Origin of the sequence: Curtobacterium sp. VKM Ac-2852, assembly GCF_013205045.1 — a bacterium.
GTDB classification, from domain to species: Bacteria; Actinomycetota; Actinomycetes; order Actinomycetales; family Microbacteriaceae; genus Curtobacterium; species Curtobacterium flaccumfaciens.
The window spans coordinates 866,285-888,377 of the sequence record NZ_JABMLI010000002.1 but is presented as its reverse complement, the minus strand read 5'-3'; the positions used below and the strand labels follow the sequence as shown (position 1 = coordinate 888,377).

Sequence of the window (22,093 nt, the reverse complement as noted above, 5' to 3'; positions counted from 1 at the left end):
GTGCCGGAGTCGCTCGGACTCCCGCACGGGGCGCTTCCTCGTGGCTAGGCTGACGCGCTCAACGCGGTGCTGATGACGTCGGCGGCCTCTTGTGCGGAGCGCTTCGAGGAACCCGTGGCCGGTGCGGCACTCGCCGAGCGGGCCGCCACGGACAACGGGCGGCCGCCCAGGTGCGGCGACAGGTTCATGCAGACGAACGGCCAGGCGCCCTGGTTCTCCGGCTCCTCCTGCGCCCACACGACGTCGGCGTCCGGGTAGCCCGCCAGCACCTCGAGGAGGCGGTCGAGGGGGAGCGGGGCGAGCTGCTCGAGCCGGACGAGTGCGACGTCGGTGATGCCGCGCTTGTCGACCTCGGCACGCAGGTCGTGGTGCACCTTGCCGGAGTGCAGCACGACGCGGCGCACGGCGCCCTTGTCGGTGATCCGCGTGTCGTCCAGCACGGGCTCGAACGTTCCGGTCGTGAAGTCCTCGACCGCGCTCGTCGCCTGACGGAGCCGGAGCATCGCCTTCGGGGAGAACACGACGAGCGGCTTCTGCGGCCGGGCCCACGCCTGACGGCGGAGCAGGTGGAAGTACGACGCCGGGGTCGACGGGCGCGCGACGATCATGTTGTCCTCGGCGCACAGCTGCAGGTAGCGCTCGATGCGTGCCGACGAGTGGTCCGGCCCCTGGCCCTCGTACCCGTGCGGCAGCAGCAGGACGAGGCCGGAGCGCTGCCCCCACTTCTGCTCGGCGGACGAGATGAACTCGTCGATGACGATCTGGGCGCCGTTCGCGAAGTCGCCGAACTGTGCCTCCCAGAGCACGAGGGACTCGGGGCGCTCCACCGAGTAGCCGTACTCGAACGCCATCGCCGCGTACTCGCTCAGCAGGGAGTCGTACACGTAGAACCGGGCCTGGTCCTCGGTGAGGTTCGACAGCGGCAGCCATTCCTGGCCGTTCACCCGGTCGTGGAACACCGACTGGCGCTGGACGAACGTGCCGCGTCGGGCGTCCTGCCCGGCGAGGCGGACGGGCTTGCCCTCGACCAGGATCGACCCGATCGCCATGAGCTCGGCCATCGCCCAGTCGATGCCACCGTTGCGCGTCATCTCGGTGCGTTTGGTCAGCAGCTGCTGCAGCTTCGGGTGGATGGAGAACCCGGCGGGCGGGTTGCTGTGCGCGTCACCGATCGCCCGGACGAGCTCTTCGGACACGGCGGTCTCGTGCACCTCGACCTCGGAGTCGTCGCGCTGCGCGGCCGGGCGTTCGAGCCCCTGCACCGCACCGTCGTCGTCGACCTCGATGACCGGGATGGTGCCGGTCTGTGCCTCGTGCGTCTCGGCGAAGGCGCGTTCCAGGCGGTCCTGGAAGTCGCGGTGCGCCTCGTCGTACTCCTCTTGCGTGATGTCACCGCGGCCGACGAGGGCCTCGGTGTACAGCGTGCGGACGGAGCGCTTCGCCTCGATGAGGTTGTACATCAGGGGCTGCGTCATCGAGGGGTCGTCGCCCTCGTTGTGCCCACGACGGCGGTAGCAGATCAGGTCGATCACGACGTCGCGGTGGAACTCCTCGCGGTACGCGAAGGCGAGTTCGGCGACGCGGGCGACGGCCTCGGGGTCGTCACCGTTCACGTGGAAGATCGGTGCCTGGATCGTCTTCGCGACGTCGGTGGAGTACACCGAGCTCCGCGCCGACTCGGGCGGGGTGGTGAACCCGACCTGGTTGTTGATGACGAGGTGGACCGTGCCGCCGGTGCGGTAGCCGCGGAGCTGCGACATCTGCAGCGTCTCGACGACCACGCCCTGGCCGGCCATCGCCGCGTCGCCGTGCACGAGCACGGGGAGCACACCGAAGCTGCCGGGGGCCTCGCGGTCCTGCTTGGCGCGGACGATCCCCTCGAGCACGCCGTCGACGGCTTCGAGGTGGGACGGGTTCGCGGCGATCGTCACCGGGATGCTCGAGCCGTCGGACGTGCGGAACACGCCCTCGGTGCCGACGTGGTACTTCACGTCGCCGGAGCCCTGACCGGACACCGTGCCCGGCAGCGAGGACCCCTCGAACTCACGGAAGATCTGCCCGTAGGTCTTGCCGGCGATGTTCGTCAGCACGTTCAGGCGGCCGCGGTGGGCCATACCGATCGCGACCTCGGCCAACCCAGCACCGGCGGCGTGCTGGATCAGGGTGTCGAGGAAGGCGATGGTGGACTCGCCGCCCTCGAGCGAGAAGCGCTTCTGGCCGACGTACTTGGTCTGCAGGAAGGTCTCGAACGCCTCGGCCTCGTTGAGCTTGCCGAGGACGCGGAGCTGCTCTTCCTTCGAGGGCTTCGAGTACGGCACCTCGATGCGCTCCTGCACCCAACGACGCTGTTCCGGGTCCTGGATGTGCATGTACTCGATGCCGACCGTGCGGCAGTAGGCGTCGCGCAGGATCCCGAGGACGTCGCGCAGTGGTGCCGAGGTGGTGCCGGCGAGCCCACCGGTGACGAACTCGCGGTCGAGGTCCCAGAAGGTCAGCCCGTGGCTCTCGATCTCGAGGTCGGGGTGCGTGCGCTGGCGGTACTCGAGCGGGTCGATGTCGGCCATCAGGTGTCCACGGACGCGGTAGCTGTTGATGAGCTCCTGCACGCGCGCGGTCTTGTTCACCCGGTGTGCCAGGTCGACGTTGATGTCGTTCGCCCACTGGATCGGCTTGTAGGGGATCCGGAGCGCCGCGAAGATGCCGTCGTAGAAGCCGTGCTCGCCGATGAGGCGCTCGTGCACGTGCTTGAGGTACTCGCCCGAACCGGCGCCCTGGATGACGCGGTGGTCGTAGGTGCTCGTCAGGGTGATGGTCTTGCCGATGCCGAGCTCGATCAGGGTCTTCGACGCCGAGCCCTGGAACTGCGCCGGGTACTCCAGGGCGCCGGCGCCGATGATCGAGCCCTGCCCCTTCGTCAGACGCGGGACCGAGTGCACGGTGCCGATGCCGCCCGGGTTGGTGAGCGAGATCGTCGTGCCCTGGAAGTCCGCCGGGGTGAGCTTGTTGTCACGGGCACGCTTGACGAGGTCTTCGTAGGCGGAGAGGAACTGCCCGAACGTCAGGGTCTCCGCACGCTTGATGCTCGGCACCAGGAGCGAGCGGGTGCCGTCCTTCTTCGGGACGTCGATCGCGATGCCGAGGTTCACGTGCGCCGGGGCGACGACGAACGGCTTGCCGTCGCGCTCCTCGTAGAAGACGTTCTGGCTCGGGAAGTCCTTGATCGCCTGCACCATCGCCCACCCGATCAGGTGCGTGAAGGAGATCTTGCCGCCGCGGGCGCGTCGCAGGTGGTTGTTGATGACGATCCGGTTGTCGATCATCAGCTTCGCCGGGATGGTCCGGACGCTCGTGGCGGTCGGGACCGTCAGCGAGGCGTCCATGTTCGACGCCAGCGTCTTGGCCATGCCCCGGAGCGGGGTCGCCACATCCTCGTGGGTCTCCTCGTGGTCGTCGGCGGCGTCGTTCGCCTCGGCCGGGATCGGCTGCGGTGCCGGCTGGCGCGAGGTGGTCTTCGCCTGGATCGGGCCCGACTTCGCCTCGCCCGGGGTGTCCCCGGTGGCCGGCTGCTGCGTCGAGGACTGCTGCTGGGTCGGCGCCTGCTGTGCGGGGGACCCCGCCGGAGCCGGAGCGTCACCGACCTGCGTGCGGTGGTAGCTCTCGAGGACCGGCCACCAGGACTTGTCGACCGACTCCTTGTCCGCGACGAACTGCTCGTAGAGCTCGTCGACGAGCCACTCGTTCGCCCCGAATTCGCCCGCGGTCTCGTCCGTTCCGGTCAGATGGCTCGACACAGCCGATCGCCCACTCTCCGTCGATAGATGCTCGTGTGTGTCGTGCGGAGCAACCCTGCGCCGCACAGGTGCCAAGCCTAGCCGCTCCGACATGTCCGTTCCGTGTCAGCCTCGGCGCGAGTCGGCAGCCCCCGAGCACCCGGTCGGGGCCCTGACGGGAGCCGTACAGTGGAGCGCATGAGGTTCTACGAGACGCGGCCGACGCACGACCTGACCTACTCCGACGTCTTCCTCGTCCCGAGCCGCTCCGGCGTGACGAGCCGCTTCGACGTCGACCTCGCGGCGAACGACGGCAGCGGTGCCACGATCCCGATCGTCAGCGCCAACATGAACTCCGTCACCGGCCCCCGGCTCGCCGCCACCCTGGCCCGCCGCGGTGGTCTGGGCGTGCTGCCGCAGGACATGCACCTGCAGGACCTCGACGCCGCGATCCGCTGGGTGAAGGACCAGCCGGTCGACTTCGACACCGCCTACGACATGGGGGCGCAGACCACCGTCGCCGAGGCCCTCGAGCAGCTCCTGCCGGTGGCCGGCCGTGGTGTGGTCGTCCGCGACGCCGACGGGGAGTACCTGGGCTGCGTGCCCGCGACCCGCCTCGGCACCGCCGGCCCCGACGCCGTCCTCGGTGACCTGCTGCACGGCGCCTCGACCGCGATCGACGCCGAGGACGCCGGCACGCCCCGGCACGTGTACGACGTGCTCTCGGCCGCCGAGGTCGACTTCGCGCCGGTGATGCGGCACGGCCGGGTCGTCGGCACCACCAGCCAGACGAGCGCGATCCGCTCCGACATCTACACGCCCGCCGTCGACGGTTCCGGCCGGCTCCGGGTCGCCGCCGCTCTCGGCATCAACGGCGACGTCGCCGCCAAGGCGAAGGCGCTGGCAGCCGCGGGCGTGGACGTCCTGGTCCTCGACACCGCGCACGGACACCAGGACGGCATGCTCCGCGCACTCCGCACGGTCGCGTCCCTGCAGCTCGGCATCCCGCTCGTCGCCGGCAACGTCGTCACCGCCGACGCCGTCGCGCACCTGGTCGGGGCCGGAGCGGACATCATCAAGGTCGGCGTCGGCCCTGGTGCCATGTGCACCACCCGCATGATGACGGCCGTCGGTCGTCCGCAGTTCTCGGCCGTGCTCGAGACCGCGGCGGCGGCCCGATCGCTCGGCGCGCACGTCTGGGCGGACGGCGGGGTGCGCTACCCGCGCGACGTCGCCCTCGCGCTGGCAGCCGGGGCGTCCGCCGTGATGATCGGCTCGTGGTTCGCCGGCACGCTCGAGGCCCCCGGCGTCCTGCGTCGTGACGCCGCGGGCAAGGCGTACAAGGAGAGCTGGGGCATGGCCTCGGCCAAGGCCGTGCGTGAGCGGTTCGAGCGGCTCGACCCGTACGAGCGTGCCCGCAAGGCGCTCTTCGCCGAGGGGATCTCGTCGTCGACGATCTACCTCGACCCGGAGCGCCCGAGCGTCGAGGACCTGCTCGACATGATCACCACCGGCGTCCGCAGCTCCGCCACCTACGCGGGCGCGTCGTCCCTCGCCGAGTTCTCCGAGCGAGCCCTGGTCGGCATCCAGTCCGCCGCCGGGTACGAGGAGGGCAAGCCCCTGCCCGTCAGCTGGTAGCGCGGACGGGGCGCGCGTCGCCCTGGTCGCGACCACGAACGGACGGGAGGCCCGTGGCGCGGCCGCCACGGGCCTCCCGTCCGTCCGCCGGTGCGTCTACCGGCGTCGGGTCGCGTCCTCGACCTCGCCCACCAGTTCTTCGAGGATGTCCTCGAGGAACAGCACGCCGATCGTGCGGCCGTCCGCGTCGAAGGCGCGGGCCACGTGGCGCCCGGCGGCCCGCATGGTCGCGAGCGCGTCCTCGAGGTCCATCTCGGTGTAGAGCGAGATGAGCTGGCGGATGCGCTTCGGCGGCACCGGGTCGTCGAACTCGTCCGGCCGCAGGTCGATGACGTCCTTCACGTGCACGTAGCCCGTGGGGGAGCCGTCCTCGCCGACGAGCACGTAGCGGGAGAACCCACGCTGCGCCACGGCGTGCTCGACGTCGGCCGGGGTGGCGTCGTCGGGCAGGGTGACGAGCTCGGCCATCGGCACGGCGACGTCACGGACCTTCTTCTCGGTGAACTCGAACGCCAGGGCGAGCTTGCCGTCGTCGGTCAGGGTGCCCTCGCGGCGGGACTGCTCCACGATGGTCTGCACCTCTTCCACCGTGAAGGCGCTCACCGCTTCGTCCTTGGGCTCGACGCGGAACAGCCGCAGCACGGCGTTCGCGACCTCGTTCAGGCCGACGATGACCCAGTGCAGGCCGTGACCGATGTACCAGAGCGTCGGCACGAGCAGCAGTGCGGCGCGGTCCGGCATCGAGAACGAGATGTTCTTCGGCACCATCTCACCGAACACCACGTGCAGGAACGACACGAGCAGCAGCGTGAACACGAAGGCCACGGTGCCGATCACCTCGGCACTCCAGCCGGTCAGGTGCAGCGGGACCTCGAGCAGGTGGTGGATCGCCGGCTCGGACACGTTCAGGATGAGCAGCGAGCAGACCGTGATGCCGAGCTGGGTCGTGGCGAGCATGCGGGTGGCGTGCTCCATCGCCCACAGCGTCATCTGCGCGGCCTTCGAGCCCTCTTCGGCGCGGGGCTCGATCTGCGAGCGGCGTGCGGAGATGACCGCGAACTCCGCCGCGACGAAGTACGCGTTGCCCAGCAACAGGACGACGAGCCAGAAGATCCCCCACCAGTCGGAGCTCATCGGGTGCTGCCCTTCGTCGTGGTGGCCGCGGCCTTCGTGGTGGTCGGGGTGTTCTTGGTGGACGGGATGATGATCGCGGTCGCCGCCGTGTCGGTCGACGGGCGCGTCGGGGTCCAGCGGATGCGGTCGATCCGACGGCCGTCCAGCCGCTCGACCCGGAACACCCCGCCGTCCAGGGGCACCTCGTCGCCGACGACGGGCAGTCGGCCCAGCGTCGACATGACGAACCCGCCGACGGTCTCGTACGGGCCCTCCTCGGGCACCTTCACGCCGGCGCGGTCCTCGAGCTCGTCGGGACGCAGCAGACCGGGGAAGGTCAGCCAGTCACGGGAGCGGACCACGTCGATTCGGGCGCGGTCGTGCTCGTCGGAGACCTCGCCGACGATCTCCTCGATCAGGTCCTCGAGCGTGACGACCCCGGCGGTGCCGCCGTACTCGTCGACGACGATGACCATCTGGTAGCCGCGACCGCGGACCTCGGCGAGCAGGGTGTCGCCGGGCATGGTCTCCGGCACGCGTTCGGCGTCCGTCATGAGGGCCCCGACGGGGACCTCCGGACGCTTCTCGCGCGGCACGGCGACGGCCTGCTTGACGTGCACGATGCCGACGACGTCGTCCGCGTCCTCCTCGATGACGGGGAAGCGGCTGAAGCCGGTCTTGCGCGCGAGGGCGATGACGTCCTCGGCTGACTCGGACACGCGGATGGTGGAGAGCCTCGGGCGCGGGGTCATCACGTCGCTGGCGCTCAGCTCGGAGAACGAGATGGTGCGCTCGAGGAGCGTCGCGGTGTCCTGTTCGAGCGAGCCCTCGGAGGCCGAGCGGCGCAGCAGCGAGGTGAGTTCCTCGGCGCTGCGGGCACCCGAGAGTTCCTCCTGCGGCTCGATGCCCAGCGACCGGAGCACGGCGTTCGCGGTGCCGTTCAGCAGCGCGACGGCGGGCTTGAAGACCGTCGTGAACGCGATCTGCAGCGGGACCACGAGCCTGGCGGTCTGCAGGGGCAGCGCGAGCGCGAAGTTCTTCGGCACCAGTTCGCCGAGGATCATCGACAGCAGGGTCGCGATGACGAGCGCCACGATCGAGCCGACGGTCTCGACGATGCCCTCTGGCAGGTTCATCGCCAGGAACGGCGCCTCGAGCAGCTTCGCGATCGAGGGTTCGAGCAGGTAGCCGGTCAGCAGCGTGGTCAGCGTGATGCCCAGCTGTGCGCTGGACAGGTGCGTCGAGGTGACCTTCAGCGCGCCGATGACCGGTGCGAGGCCGGCTTCACCGCGGTCGCGCCGCGCTTCGACGTCCGCGCGGTCGAGGTTGACCAGCGCGAACTCGGACGCGACGAAGACACCCGTGCCGAGGGTCAGCAGGATGCCGCCGATCAGCATGACGATGTCGATCGGACTCATGATTCACCCCCGTTCGCGCACAGGGATGACGTGCAGCTCACCGAGTGAGCGGCGGATGAGTGAGGCGAAGAACTATTCGGGGGATCGTCCACAGTGCTGCCAATCGTACTGCCTGCGCGGTCGCTGAACCGTGAATCCGTACAGAACCGACCGCGCCTAGGCCGTGATCCGCGCGCGGTGGTACTGCTGCGGCTCGTAGTCGACCGGCACGCGGAGTTCGACGGCGGCACGGAGCGCGAACGACGGGTCGCGGAGCATCTCGCGACCGATCATCACGACGTCGGCCAGGCCGGTCGCGACGATCTGCTCGGCCTGGAACGCCTCGGAGATCATGCCAACGGCGATCGTCGGGATGCCGGCGTCGCGCTTGATCGCCGCGGCGTGCGGCACCTGGTAGCCGGGGCCGACCGGGATCGGCGCGCTCGCGACGTTGCCGCCGGTCGACACGTCGGCCAGGTCGGCACCGTGCTCAGCGGCCCAGCGGGCGACGACGGTGGTCTCGTCGAGCGTGAGCCCGCCGTCGACCCAGTCGGTGGCCGAGAAGCGGACGACGATCGGGAAGCCCTCGCCGACCTCGGCGCGCACGGCGTCGACGACCTCGAGCAGCGCGCGGGCACGGTTCTCGAGCGAGCCGCCGTACTGGTCCGTGCGCTTGTTGCTCAGCGGCGAGAGAAACTGGTGCAGCAGGTAGCCGTGGGCCGCGTGGATCTCGACCAGGTCGAACCCGGCCTCGACCGCGCGGCGGGCGGACTGCGCGAAGGCGAGGGCGACGACGCGGATGTCCTCGACCGCGAGTTCGCGCGGGACGTCGTAGCCGTCGAAGGCCACGGCCGACGGAGCGACCGTGGTCCAGCCGCCCTGGTCGGCGGGGACGGTGCCGTGTGTGGTGTCCCAGGGGCGGTAGGTCGACGCCTTGCGACCGGCGTGCGCCAGCTGGATGCCCGCCGCGGCGCCCTGCTCGTGCAGGAAGTCGACGATCGGCTTGAACGCGTCGCGCTGCTGGTCGTTCCACAGCCCGAGGTCCTGCGGGGTGATCCGTCCCTCGGGCACGACACCCGTCGCCTCGACCACGACCGCGCCGGCGCCGCCCTTGGCGAACCCGCCCAGGTGCACGAGGTGCCACGGCGTCGGGACGCCGTCCTGCTGGTCCACCGAGTACTGGCACATCGGGGAGACCCAGATGCGGTTGCGGACGGTCAGGTCACGGACGGTGATCGGGTCGAACAGGGCGTGCGTCACGCGGGCTCCTCAGAGGACGGGTGCCGGCGCCTCGGCCAGTTCCGTCAGGAACGACCGCAGCGACGCCGGCGACGTGTAGTGGTGGCCGACCGCCCCGATCGCTTCCGCACCGGTGGCGTTATCGGCCCTGTTGTCCACGAACACCATCTGACCCGGGTCGATTCCCAAGCGCGCACAGGTGTCGCGGTAGATGGATGCCGCGGGCTTCAGGACGTGCTCCTCGGCGCTCACCACGACGGTCTCGAACAGCGAGCCCATCGGGGAGCGGCGGTACGGGTCACCGAAGTCGAAGCCCGCGTTCGAGAGCAGGGCCAAACGGGTGCCGGCGTCGTGCAGCTCCTCGACGATCTCGAGGGTCTCCGGCTCGACCTCGAACCACCCGGTGAAGTCGATCGCCCAGAACCGGTGGATCTCCGAGATGCTCCAGGTCCGTCCGGTCCGTTCCGCGATCGCACGCCAGTACGCCACGACGGACAGGTCGCCGCGGTCCAGGTCGTGCCGGAGCTCCTGGTACACCGGGAACAGCTCGTCCGCCGGGACCCCGGTGGCGGCCACGAGGTCATCCCGCGAGGCGTGTGGCGTCCGGCTGATCACCTCGCCGTAGTCGAAGACCACCACGCGACCAGGCAGGAACAGGCTCATGCGCTCCACCGTAACCTGGGGCCGGTGAACGACTTCGTGCCCGTCCGACCGTCCGATGCCGCCGCGTGGGTCACCGCGCCGACGGGGGAGTCCACCAAGTACCGCCGCGGGGTGCTCGGCGTCGCGACCGGCTCCGACCAGTACCCCGGCGCCGCGGTGCTCGGGGTCGACGCCGCCGTGCACACCGGCGTCGGCATGGTCCGGTACGTCGGACCGTCACGCGCCACCGACCACGTGCTGACCCGCCGCCCCGAGGTCGTGTCCGGCGTCGGTCGGGTGCAGGCCTGGCTGGTCGGCTCCGGTGTCTCGGCGCCGTCGCTCGGTGACCTGGACGAGACGACGGCGTCGGGCTTCTCGCACGCGTCCGACGACGGCGTCCCGGTCGTCGTCGACGCCGGAGCGATCCCGCTCGTCGACCTCGGGCCGCTCGCCGTGCTCACCCCGCACGCCGGTGAGCTCGCTTCGTTCCTGGGGGCCGATCGCGCCGAGATCGAGCAGGACCCGGCCGCCGCGGCACTCCGTGCGGCGGAGCAGACCGGCAGCGTCGTGCTGCTCAAGGGGGAGCGGACCCACGTGGTCACCCCGGACGGGTCGGTGCGGCTCGTGGCTGCGTCCGCGACGCCGTGGCTCGCGGCGGCCGGTGCCGGGGACGTGCTGGGTGGCGTGCTCGGAGCGCTCGTCGCCGCGCGGCAGGGCTCCGTCGAGGCGGCCGGGTCGTCGCTCACCCCGTCGGACCTCGCCCACCTGGCCGCGTCGGCCGCGGTGGTGCACGGGCTCGCGGCGCGGCGGGCGTCCGGCGGCGGACCGTTCCCGATGACGACGCTCATCGCCGAGCTGCCGGGGGTCGTGCGGGACCTGGTCGTCGACGGGGACGCGCGCGGCTAGTCGTCGATGTGGAACGACGGTGTCGACGTCGTACGACATCGACTTCGTCGTTCGTTGCAGGCGCGGACTGTTGCGGGTGCGCGGGAGCGACAGCGTCGAGGTCGTACGACATCGGCTTCGTCGTTCGTTGCAGGCGCGGGGTGACGACAGTGTCGGTGTCGTACGACATCGGTGGTGTCGCTTGTTGTCGACGCGAGCGTGGGACGGACGGGAGGCCCGTGGCGGCGTCGCCACGGGCCTCCCGTCCGATTGCGGTCACGTCACGGGCGCGACGCGCGTCGCGGACGTCAGCTCGCGGGGGTCGCGTGCACCAGGAACTCGACGGAACCGGCGTCGTCGACCTTGACGAACCCCAGGCTCGGGGCCTGCACGCCGTAGTCCGAGAAGGTGATCGGGACCGAACCGGAGATGTCGACGCCGTCGCCGTTCAGGCCGACCTGCAGCTTCGCGGTGACGTCCTTCGTGACGCCGTGCAGGGTGAGCTTCCCCGGAGCCGACACGGTCGTCGTGTCGGAACCGCTCGGGACCGCGTCGGCGATCGGCGCGGTGAGTTCGAAGGTGGCCTCGGGGAAGGCCGCGACGTCCATCGCGGAGTCGCGGAAGTAGGCGTCGCGCTGGTCGGAGTCGGTGGCGATGTCGGCGACCTGCACCGTGATCTTCGCGGCGGTGATGCTCGTGCCGTCGACGGTCGCGGTGCCGGCGACGCTGTCGGTGCGGCCGGTGACGGTGACGTCGGAGCCGTTCAAGACCTCGTGGACGCGGTACCCGGCCTCGGAATCGCCGCCGACCGTCCACTCGCCGGACAGGTCCGTGCCGTCGAGGGTGGAGGCCTCGCGGGTGGCGGCGACGGACGGCGCGGCCGAGGCCTTCGCGTTCTCGGTGCTCGTGTAGACGTTCGTGAAGACCACCGCACCCACGACGCCGAGGACGACGACGGCGGCGATGACGGAGATCCAGATGACGGCCTTGCGGCGCTTGCGCGGGGTGTCGGAGGTCACGAGCAGAACGGTGACACGTCATGCTCGGGAGACCCTGAGTCCGTGGCAGCGATCGCGCCCGGTCCGGCCGCTACGCTCGTCCGGTGCAGAGGACCTCGACCCGGTGGCTCGAACTCGCCGGCTTCGTCCTGGCGTTCGTCGCCGTGCACGGGTTCCTGTGGTGGCTGACCCTCGTGTCGGCGAACCTGCCGCTCGGTGACGTGACCATCACCTACAGCCGCTGGATCGAGACCGGGCGGACCGCGGACTTCTGGGTCGGCGTCGACGGCGCCTGGGTGTACCCGATCCTGGCGATCGTGCCGATGGCGGCCGCGGCGCTGGGGGGAGTCGAGTCCATCGGCACCGGCTGGCTGCTGCTGATGGTGCTGCTCGACGCCGTGGCGTGCGCGTTCCTGTGGCGGTTCCGGGCCCGCGTCGGGTCGTCCGACCGCTTCGGCGTGCACGGCGTGCGGGTCGTCTGGTGGTGGCTGCTGTTCCTGCTCGCGCTCGGGCCGATCGCGCTCGGTCGGATCGACACCGTCGCGACGGTGTTCGCGCTGGTGGGCGTGGCGTTCGTGGCCTCGAGGCCGGCCGTCGCGTCCGCGCTCTTCACCGCCGGCGCGTGGACGAAGGTGTGGCCCGCGGCGCTCGTCGCGGTGCTGCTGCTCCTGCGTCGCGGACACCGCCGGGGTGTGCTCGCCGGGGCCCTGGTGCTGAGTGCGCTGATCGTGCTCGTCGACGTGCTGTGGGGCGGTGCGCCGTACCTGCTGTCCTTCGTCGGTGAGCAGACCGGCCGTGGGCTGCAGATCGAGTCACCGCTCGCGACGCCCTTCATGTGGGCCGCTGCGTTCGGCGTCCCGGGCGCGGCGGTGTTCTACGACCAGGAGATCCTGACCTTCGAGGTGTCCGGTGCCGGCACGTCCGCCGCCGCCGCGGTGTCGACGCCGCTGATGGCCGTCGTCGTGGTGGCCGGGGTCGTGCTCGCGCTCTGGGCCGCCCGCCGCGGTGCCCGTCGCGCCGAGCTCGCACCGGTCCTCGCGCTCCTGTTCGTGGCCGCGCTCATCGCGACGAACAAGGTGGGGTCGCCGCAGTACATCGGCTGGTTCGCGGTGCCGATCGTGTGGGGACTCGCGGCAGGGACCCCGAGTGCGCGTCGGTTCGTGCCCATCGCGGTGCTCGCGCTGCCGATGGCCCTGCTCACGCAGGTGGTCTACCCGGGCTACTACGACCAGTTGCTCGGCGTGCAGCCGTGGATCCTCGTGGTGCTCACGGTGCGGAACGTGCTCGAGGTGGCGATCCTGGTGTGGAGCGTCGTCGTGCTGGTGCGGATGGGGCGGGCTGCGGGGTCCGGACGGGTGTCGGCGCGCTCGTCGCCGTCCGTGCACGACCAGCCCGAGCCGGGCAGGATGGACGCATGATCGTCGCCTTCTCCGTCGCTCCGTCCGGTGGTCCCGCTGCAACGTCCGACGGGTCCGTGCACGACGCCGTTGCGGCCGCCGTGCGTGTGGTGCGCGAGAGCGGGCTGCCGAACCGCACCTCGTCGATGTTCACCGAGATCGAGGGGGAGTGGGACGAGGTCATGGGCGTCGTCAAGCGCGCCACCGAGGCCGTCGGGGAGTACGGCACGCGGGTGTCGCTCGTGCTCAAGGCCGACATCCGCCCCGGGCACACCGGCGAGATCGACGGCAAGCTCGAACGGCTCGAGGCTGCGCTCGGCGAGTAGCCCGGTTCGTCTACTAGGCTCCGAATATGCGCCGCCCCGACGAACGCTGGTCCATAAACCGCGTTGCCGTTTCCGGTTTCCGCTCGTTCGAGACGTTGGAGCTGAGCTTCAACGAACGCGTGACGCTTCTGGTCGGGGAAAACGGGAGCGGGAAGACCGCGGTCCTGGACGTACTGCGGGTGATGCTCTCAACTCCTGTCGTCGAGCTGGGTGGGGACTACGTTCCCTTCTCTCACGACGATGTGCGGCGTGTCGCGCAGGACCTCTCATCAATCGAGCGGACCGCGACGTCTGAAGCAATTTATCCGATCGTGGGAGAGGTGGAGGCTTTCGTCGGAGGCGACCAGTTCCTCTGGGAACGGCGCCTACTCGGTCCCGGTCGCAGCACGACGACGACCAACCCGGCGGTGCGGAGATGGACTGCCGCGTTGGGCAAGCGGGCCTACGAAGGACCGACCGCAGCAGACAGGGCGCAGGTGCTTCCGGTGATCGCCTCCTACGGGGTCGAGCGGCTGGTCGGACAGCGACAGGCACGGGGTGAACTCTCGAAGGCGCGGAGCAGTGCGTACGCGTCTGCGCTTGACCCAAGGTCCGACTTGACGCGCCTCGCGAGCTTTCTTGAGTCGTTGGACGGGCAGATCCTGGCTGCGGGTGCGTACGGCGACCCGGAGCCGCGAGCGGCGATGGAGCAGTTTCGTGCCATTGAGGCTGCGTGCACGTCGGTACTCGAGCCGGTGGGGTGGCGGGGTCTCCGTTGGAATCGGGCGATCGACGCGCTCACGCTGACTCACCCGCAACACGGAACCTTTCCGCTAACGTCGCTCGCCTCGGGGCCGAAAATCGTTGCAGGACTCGCCCTCGACCTCGCCAGTCGTATGGCTCGGGCAAATCCCCACCTCGGTGCGGGCGATCTACTGGAACGTACTCCCGGAATCGTCCTGATTGACGAAGTCGACCTTCATCTTCACCCCACGTGGCAGAAGCAAATTGTCCCAGCTCTGCTCAAAACCTTCCCACGCGTTCAGTTCGTCTTAACGACTCACAGTCCGCAGGTGATCGCGACCGTGGAAAGCGAGAACATCCGGATATTGTCGTCCAGCGGTGTGCGGACGCCCTCGTTCTCTCTCGGTCTTAGACCCGAGGTCGTGCTTGCCGAGGTCCAAGGAACAGACCCTGAGCCAAAAGTTCCGCTCCGCGAACAACTGAACCGCTACCTTGACGCCGTTCACGGCGGTGAAGGGCATACGTCAGAGATGCGAGAGTTGCGCACTCACCTTAACGAACGGCTCGGGGGTGCATCGCGGAATCGCGAACTGATGGCAGCCGACGCTCTCCTGCTCATGAGCCTGCCCGGAGAAGCCGAGTCGTGAAACGGATCGTTCCGCTCACTCCGCCACCCACGGACCTCACCCTCGCGTACCGCCTCATGAACGAGGAGCCGGAGCTCGAGAACGAGTCGCGGCCGAGGCGCTACGTGGACCTTCCACCTCGTGTCAAGCAGGCGGTCTGGGAACACCTGTGGGCAGAGCAGTCCGGGTTGTGCGCATACTGCGAACGCCAGTTACCGAAGGATCCCGCGCGGACAAAGATTGAGCATTTCCACCCAAGAAGGAAGAAAGCTCCCCTGCCGTGGGCACCGACGTGTGAGCAACGCACAAACGTCAGCCTCAAGCGCTGGCGGCTGATTGAGATCTCTCTGGGAAATCTGCTGCTCTGTTGCGACGGTGAATCAAACGGCACCAGTGTGCGGACCTGTGATACCTCGAAGGACGATGCGCATGTCTGTGAGGAGTTCTATAACGTGAAGGGCATCGTCGCGCCGACCCTCGTCGTCATCGGTTCGGCGGGGGCAGCGAAGGTGTCGCACGCGCCATCGCCTAACGACCCGGCGAGTCAGGCGGTCGTGGACGAGCATTTGGCGCTGAACGGCGCGTACCTCCGGTCGGTCCGGGCTGAACAATTCGGCGTTTGGCTGGACGCCTTCAACGAGCAGGGAAAGAAAGACCATCGCCCGGCTTCCGTACGTCGGCGAGAGTTCGCTGACCGGCTCCGCCGAATGGCGCTGACGGCAGATCTCGGCTCGACTCTCCTGAGCGCGGCGGACCACATCGAGCGCGGCGGTTGAAGTGCAGGACACGCCGGGCGCCTCCCGCGGATGTCGGTGGTGGGGTGTGTCCTGTCGGTGTTAGACGGACGGACGGACAGACGACGATGAGGAGCGCGTGATGATGCACGACGGCTGGTGCCCCGACTGCGACCTGCGAACGGTCGTCATCGACACGGACGAACACGGCGACAACGCCTGGGCGACCTGCGCGGAGTGCGGCACCGGATGGGTGCACCGCGACGAGCTGCCCGAGCAGACCCCGGCACGGACCCGCACGCCGGAGCGCCAGGCGGCCTGACCTCCAGCGGGCTTTCGCTGGTCCGTTGGAGCGGTCTACACTCGATGGACCAGGACATCACGGCCGCCCCGTCCGGTGGGGTGCTGCACCGTCGTCCCGCTCCGCCCGCACGAGAACAGGCCCCATGTCACAGCTCACGCCTGCGCGTCGCACCCTCGCGCTCATCTCGCTCGCCCTCGGCGGGTTCGCCATCGGCTCGACCGAGTTCGTCGCGATGGGGCTGCTGCCGAACATCGCGCAGGCCCTGCTCCCCGAGCAGTACGGCATCGACCCCGACGCCGGGATCGCCCACGCCGGCTGGCTCGTCAGCGCGTACGCCCTCGGGGTCGTCGTCGGTGCGCCGACCATCGCGGCGATGTCCGCACGGTTCCCGCGCAAGGGCCTGATCCTCGTGCTGCTCGTCGGGTTCGTCGTCGCGACGATCGCGAGCGCGCTGCTGCCCTCGTTCGGTCTGGTGCTCGTCGCCCGCTTCGTCGCGGGTCTGCCGCACGGTGCATACTTCGGCATCGCGTCGATCGTCGCCGGCGACATGATGGGCCCGGGCAAGCGCGGCAAGGGCATCGCGATGGTGCTGCTCGGCCTGTCGGTCGCGAACGTCGTCGGGGTCCCGGCGATCACGTGGGTCGGACAGGTGGCCGGGTGGCGGGTCGCCTACGGCGTCGTCGCCGCGCTGTTCGCCCTGACGTTCCTGGCCGTCGCGGCCTTCGTGCCGAAGAGCGCCCGCGACGAGCACGCCACGATCGGCCGTGAGCTCCGGGCGTTCCGTGTGCCGCAGGTCTGGATCGTGATGGGCCTCGGCGCCGTCGGGTTCGGCGGGTTCTTCGCGGTCTACTCGTACATCTCGCCGCTCGTGCAGAACGTCACCGGGATGCCCGAGTCGTTCGTCCCGATCGTGCTCGTCGTCGTGGGCATCGGCATGGTCGTCGGCGGGGTGCTCGGCGGACACCTGGCCGACCACAGCGTGAAGCGCACGATCTACGTCGGCATGTTCGCGCTCATCGGCGCCCTGCTCATCACCGTCCTGACGGCGCAGTGGCTCTGGGGCATGCTGCTCGGCGCGTTCCTGCTCGGGGCGACCTCGTCGGCGATCCCGCCGGCGGTGCAGTCGCGCCTGATGGACGTCGCCGGCGACGCGCGCACGATCGCGGCGGCGCTGAACCACTCGGCGTTCAACATCGGCAACTCGATCGGTGCGGCCCTGGGCGGCGCGGTCATCGCCGCCGGCTTCGGGTTCCTCGCACCGGGCTGGCTCGGCATCGGCCTGGCGCTGCTCGGCGTCCTGGTGACGATGGTCAGCTACGCGGTCGAGCGGCGGAGCACCCGCCGTGCCGCGGTCCGCTCCTCGTCACCGTCCACCGGCCCGATCACCGCACCGGTCCCGACGGCCTGACACGCGGGGTGCGCGCACGCACCCACCGGACGGGAGGCCCGTGGCGACGCCGCCACGGGCCTCCCGTCCGTCACGTGGTGCGGCCACCGCACATGGTGAGCAGCAATGGTCGGGTCCCGTGACGGGACCCGACCATTACTGCTCACGCAGCGGAACGCGCCACGCGCGCTAGAGCCCCAGGGGGCTGCCGTCCTGCACGATGATGCCGTCGGTGATCGCACGCTTCCGGAGCGCAACCTTCGTGCCCACGTCGAAGCCGGCGACGCGGTACTTCTCGCGGATGCGCTTGAGGTAGCTCTTCGCGGTCTCCTCGGAGATGCCGAGCTGGTAAGCGACGCTCTTGACGGGCTCGCCACCGCCGTACAGGGCCATCACACGACGCTCCTGGGCGCTGAGCTTCGGCACACCGCCGACGTCGCCGCTGTTGATGGCGAGGTCGAGCTCGGCCGAGACGTACTGCTCGCCGCGCTGGGCGGAGCGGATCGCCTCGACGATCATGTCGGCGTCCTCGCTCTTGACGAGGTACCCGAGGGCGCCGGCGCCGAGGGCCTCGCGCACGACGTTCGGCTCCGAGTACGTGCTCATCACGACGGTCTTGACGCCCGCGGTCTTGAGCGTCGAGATCTTCAGCGACACCGGGATGGAGTCCTTGAGGTCCAGGTCCAGCAGCACCACGTCGACCGGGAACGCCGGGCTCGTCAGGAGCTCGGGCCAGGTCGTGACGGCGGCCACCAGGGTGATGTCGTCGGCCGCGTTCCGGATCCACTCCGTGAGCGCTCCGAGGAGCATCCTGTGGTCGTCGACCAGTGCGAGTCGGATCGGTTCCTCTGGAGTCGCCATGCTGGCGTCCTTTCTCGGTGCGGATTGCTCGGCCGATCCTAGGAGGATCCGGGCCGGAAGTCGGTCAGGCGTGCGGGTGTCCGGCAGCTACATCGACGGATGTCGGTTCACGACGCAGTGCGCGACGATGTGCAGCGCGCCGTCGCGGACGGTCTCGGTGTACGGGCCGATGCGCTGCAGGGCACTCCAGGCCGTCGGGCCGAGGCTGCGCCGGGGCACCCCGCGGGACTCGATGACGACGGGCACGTCCATCGTGTCGTCGCTGACCGGATGGCCGTCGGAACCGATCGGGCCGAGGGTGACGGAGACGACGGGCATGCCGGGCTGCGCGGTGCGGCCGTCGCCGACCATCTGCCAGATCGCCTGCAGCAGCCCGTCGCGCTGGGTGGGGGAGAGGTGCCCCGCCAGGGCCGTCGGGTCGGCGACGCTCACCGAGCGACCGAGGTGGTCGGACTCGGTGATGGCGTGGTACAGCCAGGTCTCGCGACGGCCCTCGATCAGGTGCAGGCGGAGCTCGGTGGCGAGCGACGCGGCGACCGAGCTCGAGGCGTCGGACAGCGGCAGCGGGTCGGTGCCGTTCGCGACGGCGTCGAGCAGCTTCTCGGCGGCCAGGTCGAGGCGGGCGAGCTCGTCCGAGGCGAGCATGCCGACGGCGAACTGCGGCGCCTGCACGTTGCTCTGCACGAGCACCCGGTCGAGCTCGCGCTGCACGAGCTGCCGGAACCGCTGCACGACGTACAGCGCGAGCGCCGGCGGCACGACGACGAGCGACAGCAGGGACACGATGCCGGGCATGGTGTCGTTGGTGATCGGCGTCGACGCGACCGCCATGACGATGAACGCGATGCCGAGCACGCCGATGGCGACGGCGACCTCGCGGGCGGGTCGGAGCGTGGCGATCGGCAGCAGCGCGAAGCCCGCGGCCATCGAGGCGGTCGCGGTGTGCGCGATGTCGTGCTCGGGCCAGATGCCGATGAAGTCGAGCGTGACCACGCACGCCAGCACGACGCAGATCAACGCGAACGCCGGACCCGTCAGCCGTTCGCCGTAGGTCAGGACACTGAGTCCGACCCCGACGGCGGCGACGACGTAGAGCCCCCAGGCGACGGCGGGCAACCACGGGTCGGAGTACTCGTTCCAGCGCACCAGGAAGAACGCGATGCCGGCGACGGCCTCGATCGCGGTGAGGACCGCGGCGCCGAGGCCGAGGTAGCCGGCACCGAGCGAGGCGCCGGGCTTCGCGGCCTGCCGCAGGGACCGGGCACCGGTGGACGTCGACGGGAGCCCTCGGGCCTGGCGACGTTCGCTCGTCCGGTACCGCTCGCGCGCCTCGCGGCGGGTGCGGGGTGCTGGCGGCGCAGTCTCGCCGGGCAGACGGCGGCCGATGGTGTCCTCGGGGACCCGGGTCATCGCGGTGCCTCCAGGACGACGGTGGTGCCGGAGCCCGGCGCGGAGAAGAGCTTCGCGTCGCCGCCGACCTCGCGCAGGCGGTTCACGACGCTCTCCTTGAAGCCGAGTCGCTCGGCACTGACGGTGGTGAGGTCGAAGCCGACGCCGGAGTCGGTGACCATCGCGCGGACGACCTCGTTGTCGTGGACGATCGTGACGTGGGCCTCGCCGACGCCGGCGTGCCGACGGACGTTCTCGAGGCACTCGCCGAGCGCGAGCAGGAACGCGTCGAGCACGTTCGACGGCAGCAGGACCTGCCCGGTGCCGTGCCAGCTGACCTCGAGCCCCATCCGGCCGAAGCGCTGCTTGACCGACTCGAGGGTCTGTCCGAGCGGTGACTCCTCTTCGCGGGTGAGCGAGTAGTCACCGGACTGCGAGGGCTGCGGGGTCGCACCGAGGCGCAGGTGCCGCAGCAGTCGGGCGTCCTCGGCGGCCTGCTCGCGCATCGCCTGCTCGGAGACGCCGACGCCGGAGTGCGCCAGCAGCGTCAGGGTCGCGAGCACGGTGTCGTGCAGCAGGCGGGCACCCTGGCGGCGCTGCGCCTCGGTCTCGCTGGCCTGCCGTTCGGCGCGGTGGGCGGTGCCGATGCTGTAGATGCGGCGGGCGACGCGGGGGATGCTGCGCGAGATCCAGATCGCCACGACGGCCATCAGGATCCACCCGAGCAGTGCGCCGCTGACCGGGGTCGACAGGAGCGAGCCCGACCCCCACACCATGAGCACCACCACGGCGCCGCCACCGGCGATGGTGATCCCGAGCCCGACCGGGTGCCCGCGCTGTGCCATCAGCGGTGCCGAGAGCCCGCCGGCGGCCAGGGGCATGACGGCGCTGGCGACCAGGGGTCTGGCCGAGTCCTCGACGCCGGTGAAGAGCAGCACCATCGTGGCGAGCCCGGCGACGACGATGGCGGCGGTCCACCACACCTCGCCGCCGCGACCGAAGCACACGAGGGCGGTGATCATCGCGGCGATGCAGAGGAGTGCGCCGATGAGGGGCGGCGTGGGCACGGCGGCGGCGGAGAGGATGCCCACGACGCTGACGAGCGCGCAGACGATGCCCACGACACGGGTCGCCGACCGCAGCAAGCGGTCGCGTTCCTGTGCGATGAAGTCCATCGATGTCCTGGTTGGTGACGATCTGGGTGGTGCGGGAAACCGAGCGTCGGTCAGTGCCGGGCTCCACGCCATCATTCCACGCGCGCCACCCGTTGGGGGGTCTTCGGCGCGCCGCGGTGGCGGCAGGCCCCGCTCAGGACTCCAGCAACCGCCGCAGGTGCGCCCCGACCTGCTCGTGCTCGATGAGGAACCCGTCGTGTCCGAACTCGCTCTCGATCACCGCTGCGGTGTCCCCGTCGAGCGCGTCCGGCACGCCCGCGGCGATCCGGTGCTGGTCCTCGACGGGGAACAGCCGGTCGCTCGAGATCCCCACCACCAGGGTCCGGGCGGTCACCAGCCCGAGGGCGGCCGACACCCCGCCGCGACCGGCACCGACGTCGTGCGAGTCCATCGCGTACGTCAGTGTGACGTAGCTCGAGGCGTCGAACCGCCGCGTGAACTTGTTGCCGTGGAAGTCGAGGTAGCTCTCCACCGAGAACCGGCCGTCGTCGCCGAGCGGGGAGACGTCGCTCTGCCAGGACCGCGCAAAGCGGCTGTTCAGCTCGTCCGAGGCGCGGTACGTCATGAGCGCCATCCGTCGGGCCAGCGACAGTCCCCGGTGCGGTCCCTCGCCGGCCTCGGCCTCGAAGTAGTCGCCGCCGGCGAACGCCGGGTCCATCTGGATCGCCGCCCGCTGCAGCGAGTTCGCCGCGATCTGGTCGGCGGTGGTCTGCGCAGTCGACGCGAGGACCGCCAGCCGCTGCACGCGCGCCGGGTGCGAGACCGCGAACTCGAGGGCGTGCATACCGCCCATCGACCCGCCGACGACGGCCGCGAAGGTCTCGATGCCGAGCCGGTCGGCGAGCTGCGCCTGCACCTCGACCTGGTCGCGCACCGTCACGAACGGGAACCGTGCGCCCCACTCCGCGCCCGACGGCGACACCGACGACGGCCCGGTGGTGCCCTGGCAGCCGCCGAGCATGTTCGGCGCGATCACGAACCACCGGTCGGTGTCGATCGCCCGCCCGGGCCCGACGACGTCGCCCCACCATCCGGCGGTGCGGTGGCCCGGGCCGGCGGCACCCGCGACGTGCGAGTCCCCGGTCAGCGCGTGCAGGACGAGCACCGCGTTGTCGCGGGCGGCGTTGAGCGTGCCCCACGTCTCGTACGCCACGCGCACGGACGGCAGACGGCCGCCGCGCACCCACTGCTCGCCGAGGGACTCGAAGTGGCGTGCACCCGGGTGGTCACCGGGACGCCAGGCACCGGTCACGGGCGGCTTGCCGAGGGTGCCGAGCTCGGTGCCGGGCACCAGGGTGGACGGCACGGAGTCCTCGGGGGTCGTCTGCCAGTCCATCGTGCGTCCAGTCTGCCGGGAGGCGCGGGTCGCCGCCGCCGTGTTACGTCACGCCCGGCGCGTGGCCGGGTGTCCGGGCCGCGGGCGCGCCGGGCGGGTCGGGCGCGTCGGGCGCGTTGAAACGACGCAGAACGACAGGGTCGATGTCGTACG

18 protein-coding genes are annotated in these 22,093 nt (G+C 70.4%); 8 read left to right on the top strand and 10 right to left on the bottom strand.

Annotated elements, in window-relative coordinates; translation table 11 throughout:
* Positions 1 to 44 precede the first annotated feature (44 nt).
* Positions 45 to 3,791 (bottom strand): multifunctional oxoglutarate decarboxylase/oxoglutarate dehydrogenase thiamine pyrophosphate-binding subunit/dihydrolipoyllysine-residue succinyltransferase subunit, encoded by a 3,747-nt coding sequence (locus tag HQQ79_RS10570; protein WP_173034139.1) that lies wholly within the window; start codon positions 3,789 to 3,791, stop codon positions 45 to 47.
* Positions 3,792 to 3,968: 177 nt separating this feature from the next.
* Here HQQ79_RS10570 and HQQ79_RS10565 point away from each other — a divergent pair, with 177 nt between their 5' ends.
* A complete protein-coding gene (locus tag HQQ79_RS10565) occupies positions 3,969 to 5,408 on the top strand; it encodes a GuaB1 family IMP dehydrogenase-related protein (RefSeq protein WP_110864009.1) in 1,440 nt (479 codons plus the stop codon).
* Between the two features lie 96 nt (positions 5,409 to 5,504).
* On the opposite strand, the gene HQQ79_RS10560 is transcribed toward HQQ79_RS10565, so the two are convergent.
* The 4 genes from HQQ79_RS10560 to HQQ79_RS10545 all read right to left on the bottom strand — a co-directional run bounded on the left by HQQ79_RS10560 (position 5,505) and on the right by HQQ79_RS10545 (position 9,820).
* Entirely contained in the window at positions 5,505 to 6,542 is a 1,038-nt protein-coding gene (locus tag HQQ79_RS10560) for a hemolysin family protein (protein ID WP_111047821.1), read from the bottom strand.
* A complete protein-coding gene (locus HQQ79_RS10555) occupies positions 6,539 to 7,939 on the bottom strand; it encodes a hemolysin family protein (RefSeq protein WP_173034137.1) in 1,401 nt (466 codons plus the stop codon). The genes HQQ79_RS10560 and HQQ79_RS10555 overlap by 4 nt, the downstream gene beginning before the upstream one ends.
* A gap of 156 nt (positions 7,940 to 8,095) precedes the next feature.
* On the bottom strand, positions 8,096 to 9,178 hold the full coding sequence (locus HQQ79_RS10550) for an NADH:flavin oxidoreductase/NADH oxidase (RefSeq protein WP_173034135.1): 1,083 nt from the start codon (positions 9,176 to 9,178) through the stop codon (positions 8,096 to 8,098).
* A gap of 9 nt (positions 9,179 to 9,187) precedes the next feature.
* Positions 9,188 to 9,820: an HAD family phosphatase gene (locus HQQ79_RS10545; protein WP_173034133.1), complete on the bottom strand. Its 633-nt coding sequence runs from the start codon at positions 9,818 to 9,820 to the stop codon at positions 9,188 to 9,190.
* Between the two features lie 24 nt (positions 9,821 to 9,844).
* Here HQQ79_RS10545 and HQQ79_RS10540 point away from each other — a divergent pair, with 24 nt between their 5' ends.
* The gene (locus HQQ79_RS10540) at positions 9,845 to 10,705 is read left to right on the top strand and encodes an ADP/ATP-dependent (S)-NAD(P)H-hydrate dehydratase (protein ID WP_111056339.1); all 861 of its coding nucleotides are present in this window, start codon (positions 9,845 to 9,847) and stop codon (positions 10,703 to 10,705) included.
* Positions 10,706 to 10,992: 287 nt separating this feature from the next.
* On the opposite strand, the gene HQQ79_RS10535 is transcribed toward HQQ79_RS10540, so the two are convergent.
* Positions 10,993 to 11,703: a YceI family protein gene (locus tag HQQ79_RS10535; protein WP_173034131.1), complete on the bottom strand. Its 711-nt coding sequence runs from the start codon at positions 11,701 to 11,703 to the stop codon at positions 10,993 to 10,995.
* 83 nt (positions 11,704 to 11,786) lie between these two features.
* On the opposite strand from HQQ79_RS10535, the gene HQQ79_RS10530 reads away from it, so the two are divergent.
* From HQQ79_RS10530 to HQQ79_RS10505, 6 genes are all read left to right on the top strand, one after another.
* Positions 11,787 to 13,100: a glycosyltransferase 87 family protein gene (locus tag HQQ79_RS10530; RefSeq protein ID WP_173034129.1), complete on the top strand. Its 1,314-nt coding sequence runs from the start codon at positions 11,787 to 11,789 to the stop codon at positions 13,098 to 13,100.
* Positions 13,097 to 13,405, top strand: coding sequence for a thiamine-binding protein (locus HQQ79_RS10525; RefSeq protein WP_173034127.1), 309 nt, complete (start codon positions 13,097 to 13,099; stop codon positions 13,403 to 13,405). Before HQQ79_RS10530 ends, HQQ79_RS10525 begins: the two co-directional genes overlap by 4 nt.
* 26 nt (positions 13,406 to 13,431) lie before the next feature.
* Complete coding sequence (locus tag HQQ79_RS10520; RefSeq protein WP_173034125.1) at positions 13,432 to 14,775, top strand: AAA family ATPase; 1,344 nt, start codon at positions 13,432 to 13,434, stop codon at positions 14,773 to 14,775.
* The gene (locus HQQ79_RS10515; protein ID WP_173034123.1) at positions 14,772 to 15,530 is read left to right on the top strand and encodes a hypothetical protein; all 759 of its coding nucleotides are present in this window, start codon (positions 14,772 to 14,774) and stop codon (positions 15,528 to 15,530) included. The genes HQQ79_RS10520 and HQQ79_RS10515 overlap by 4 nt, the downstream gene beginning before the upstream one ends.
* 100 nt (positions 15,531 to 15,630) lie before the next feature.
* Positions 15,631 to 15,810, top strand: a complete 180-nt coding sequence (locus HQQ79_RS10510) for a hypothetical protein (RefSeq protein WP_027465825.1) — start codon at positions 15,631 to 15,633, stop codon at positions 15,808 to 15,810.
* 124 nt (positions 15,811 to 15,934) lie between these two features.
* On the top strand, positions 15,935 to 17,200 hold the full coding sequence (locus HQQ79_RS10505) for an MFS transporter (RefSeq protein WP_071404571.1): 1,266 nt from the start codon (positions 15,935 to 15,937) through the stop codon (positions 17,198 to 17,200).
* Positions 17,201 to 17,368: 168 nt separating this feature from the next.
* Here HQQ79_RS10505 and HQQ79_RS10500 read toward each other — a convergent pair whose 3' ends face one another.
* The 4 genes from HQQ79_RS10500 to HQQ79_RS10485 form a co-directional block, all read right to left on the bottom strand.
* Entirely contained in the window at positions 17,369 to 18,040 is a 672-nt protein-coding gene (locus HQQ79_RS10500) for a response regulator transcription factor (RefSeq protein ID WP_017888182.1), read from the bottom strand.
* A gap of 87 nt (positions 18,041 to 18,127) precedes the next feature.
* Positions 18,128 to 19,450 carry a hypothetical protein gene (locus HQQ79_RS10495; RefSeq protein WP_051596754.1) on the bottom strand — a complete coding sequence of 441 codons (1,323 nt, stop codon included), beginning with the start codon at positions 19,448 to 19,450 and terminating at the stop codon, positions 18,128 to 18,130.
* Positions 19,447 to 20,604, bottom strand: coding sequence for an ATP-binding protein (locus tag HQQ79_RS10490; RefSeq protein WP_027465823.1), 1,158 nt, complete (start codon positions 20,602 to 20,604; stop codon positions 19,447 to 19,449). The genes HQQ79_RS10495 and HQQ79_RS10490 overlap by 4 nt, the downstream gene beginning before the upstream one ends.
* Positions 20,605 to 20,737: 133 nt before the next feature.
* A complete protein-coding gene (locus HQQ79_RS10485) occupies positions 20,738 to 21,940 on the bottom strand; it encodes a homoserine O-acetyltransferase (protein WP_138803632.1) in 1,203 nt (400 codons plus the stop codon).
* Positions 21,941 to 22,093 lie beyond the last annotated feature (153 nt).

Coding starts and splice junctions, on each gene's coding strand:
- HQQ79_RS10565 (WP_110864009.1), top strand. CDS start 3,969: ATGAGGTTCTACGAGACGCGGCCGACGCACGACCTGACCTACTCCGAC.
- HQQ79_RS10560 (WP_111047821.1), bottom strand. CDS start 6,542: ATGAGCTCCGACTGGTGGGGGATCTTCTGGCTCGTCGTCCTGTTGCTG.
- HQQ79_RS10555 (WP_173034137.1), bottom strand. CDS start 7,939: ATGAGTCCGATCGACATCGTCATGCTGATCGGCGGCATCCTGCTGACC.
- HQQ79_RS10545 (WP_173034133.1), bottom strand. CDS start 9,820: ATGAGCCTGTTCCTGCCTGGTCGCGTGGTGGTCTTCGACTACGGCGAG.
- HQQ79_RS10525 (WP_173034127.1), top strand. CDS start 13,097: ATGATCGTCGCCTTCTCCGTCGCTCCGTCCGGTGGTCCCGCTGCAACG.
- HQQ79_RS10520 (WP_173034125.1), top strand. CDS start 13,432: ATGCGCCGCCCCGACGAACGCTGGTCCATAAACCGCGTTGCCGTTTCC.
- HQQ79_RS10510 (WP_027465825.1), top strand. CDS start 15,631: ATGATGCACGACGGCTGGTGCCCCGACTGCGACCTGCGAACGGTCGTC.
- HQQ79_RS10505 (WP_071404571.1), top strand. CDS start 15,935: ATGTCACAGCTCACGCCTGCGCGTCGCACCCTCGCGCTCATCTCGCTC.
- HQQ79_RS10500 (WP_017888182.1), bottom strand. CDS start 18,040: ATGGCGACTCCAGAGGAACCGATCCGACTCGCACTGGTCGACGACCAC.
- HQQ79_RS10495 (WP_051596754.1), bottom strand. CDS start 19,450: ATGACCCGGGTCCCCGAGGACACCATCGGCCGCCGTCTGCCCGGCGAG.
- HQQ79_RS10490 (WP_027465823.1), bottom strand. CDS start 20,604: ATGGACTTCATCGCACAGGAACGCGACCGCTTGCTGCGGTCGGCGACC.
- HQQ79_RS10485 (WP_138803632.1), bottom strand. CDS start 21,940: ATGGACTGGCAGACGACCCCCGAGGACTCCGTGCCGTCCACCCTGGTG.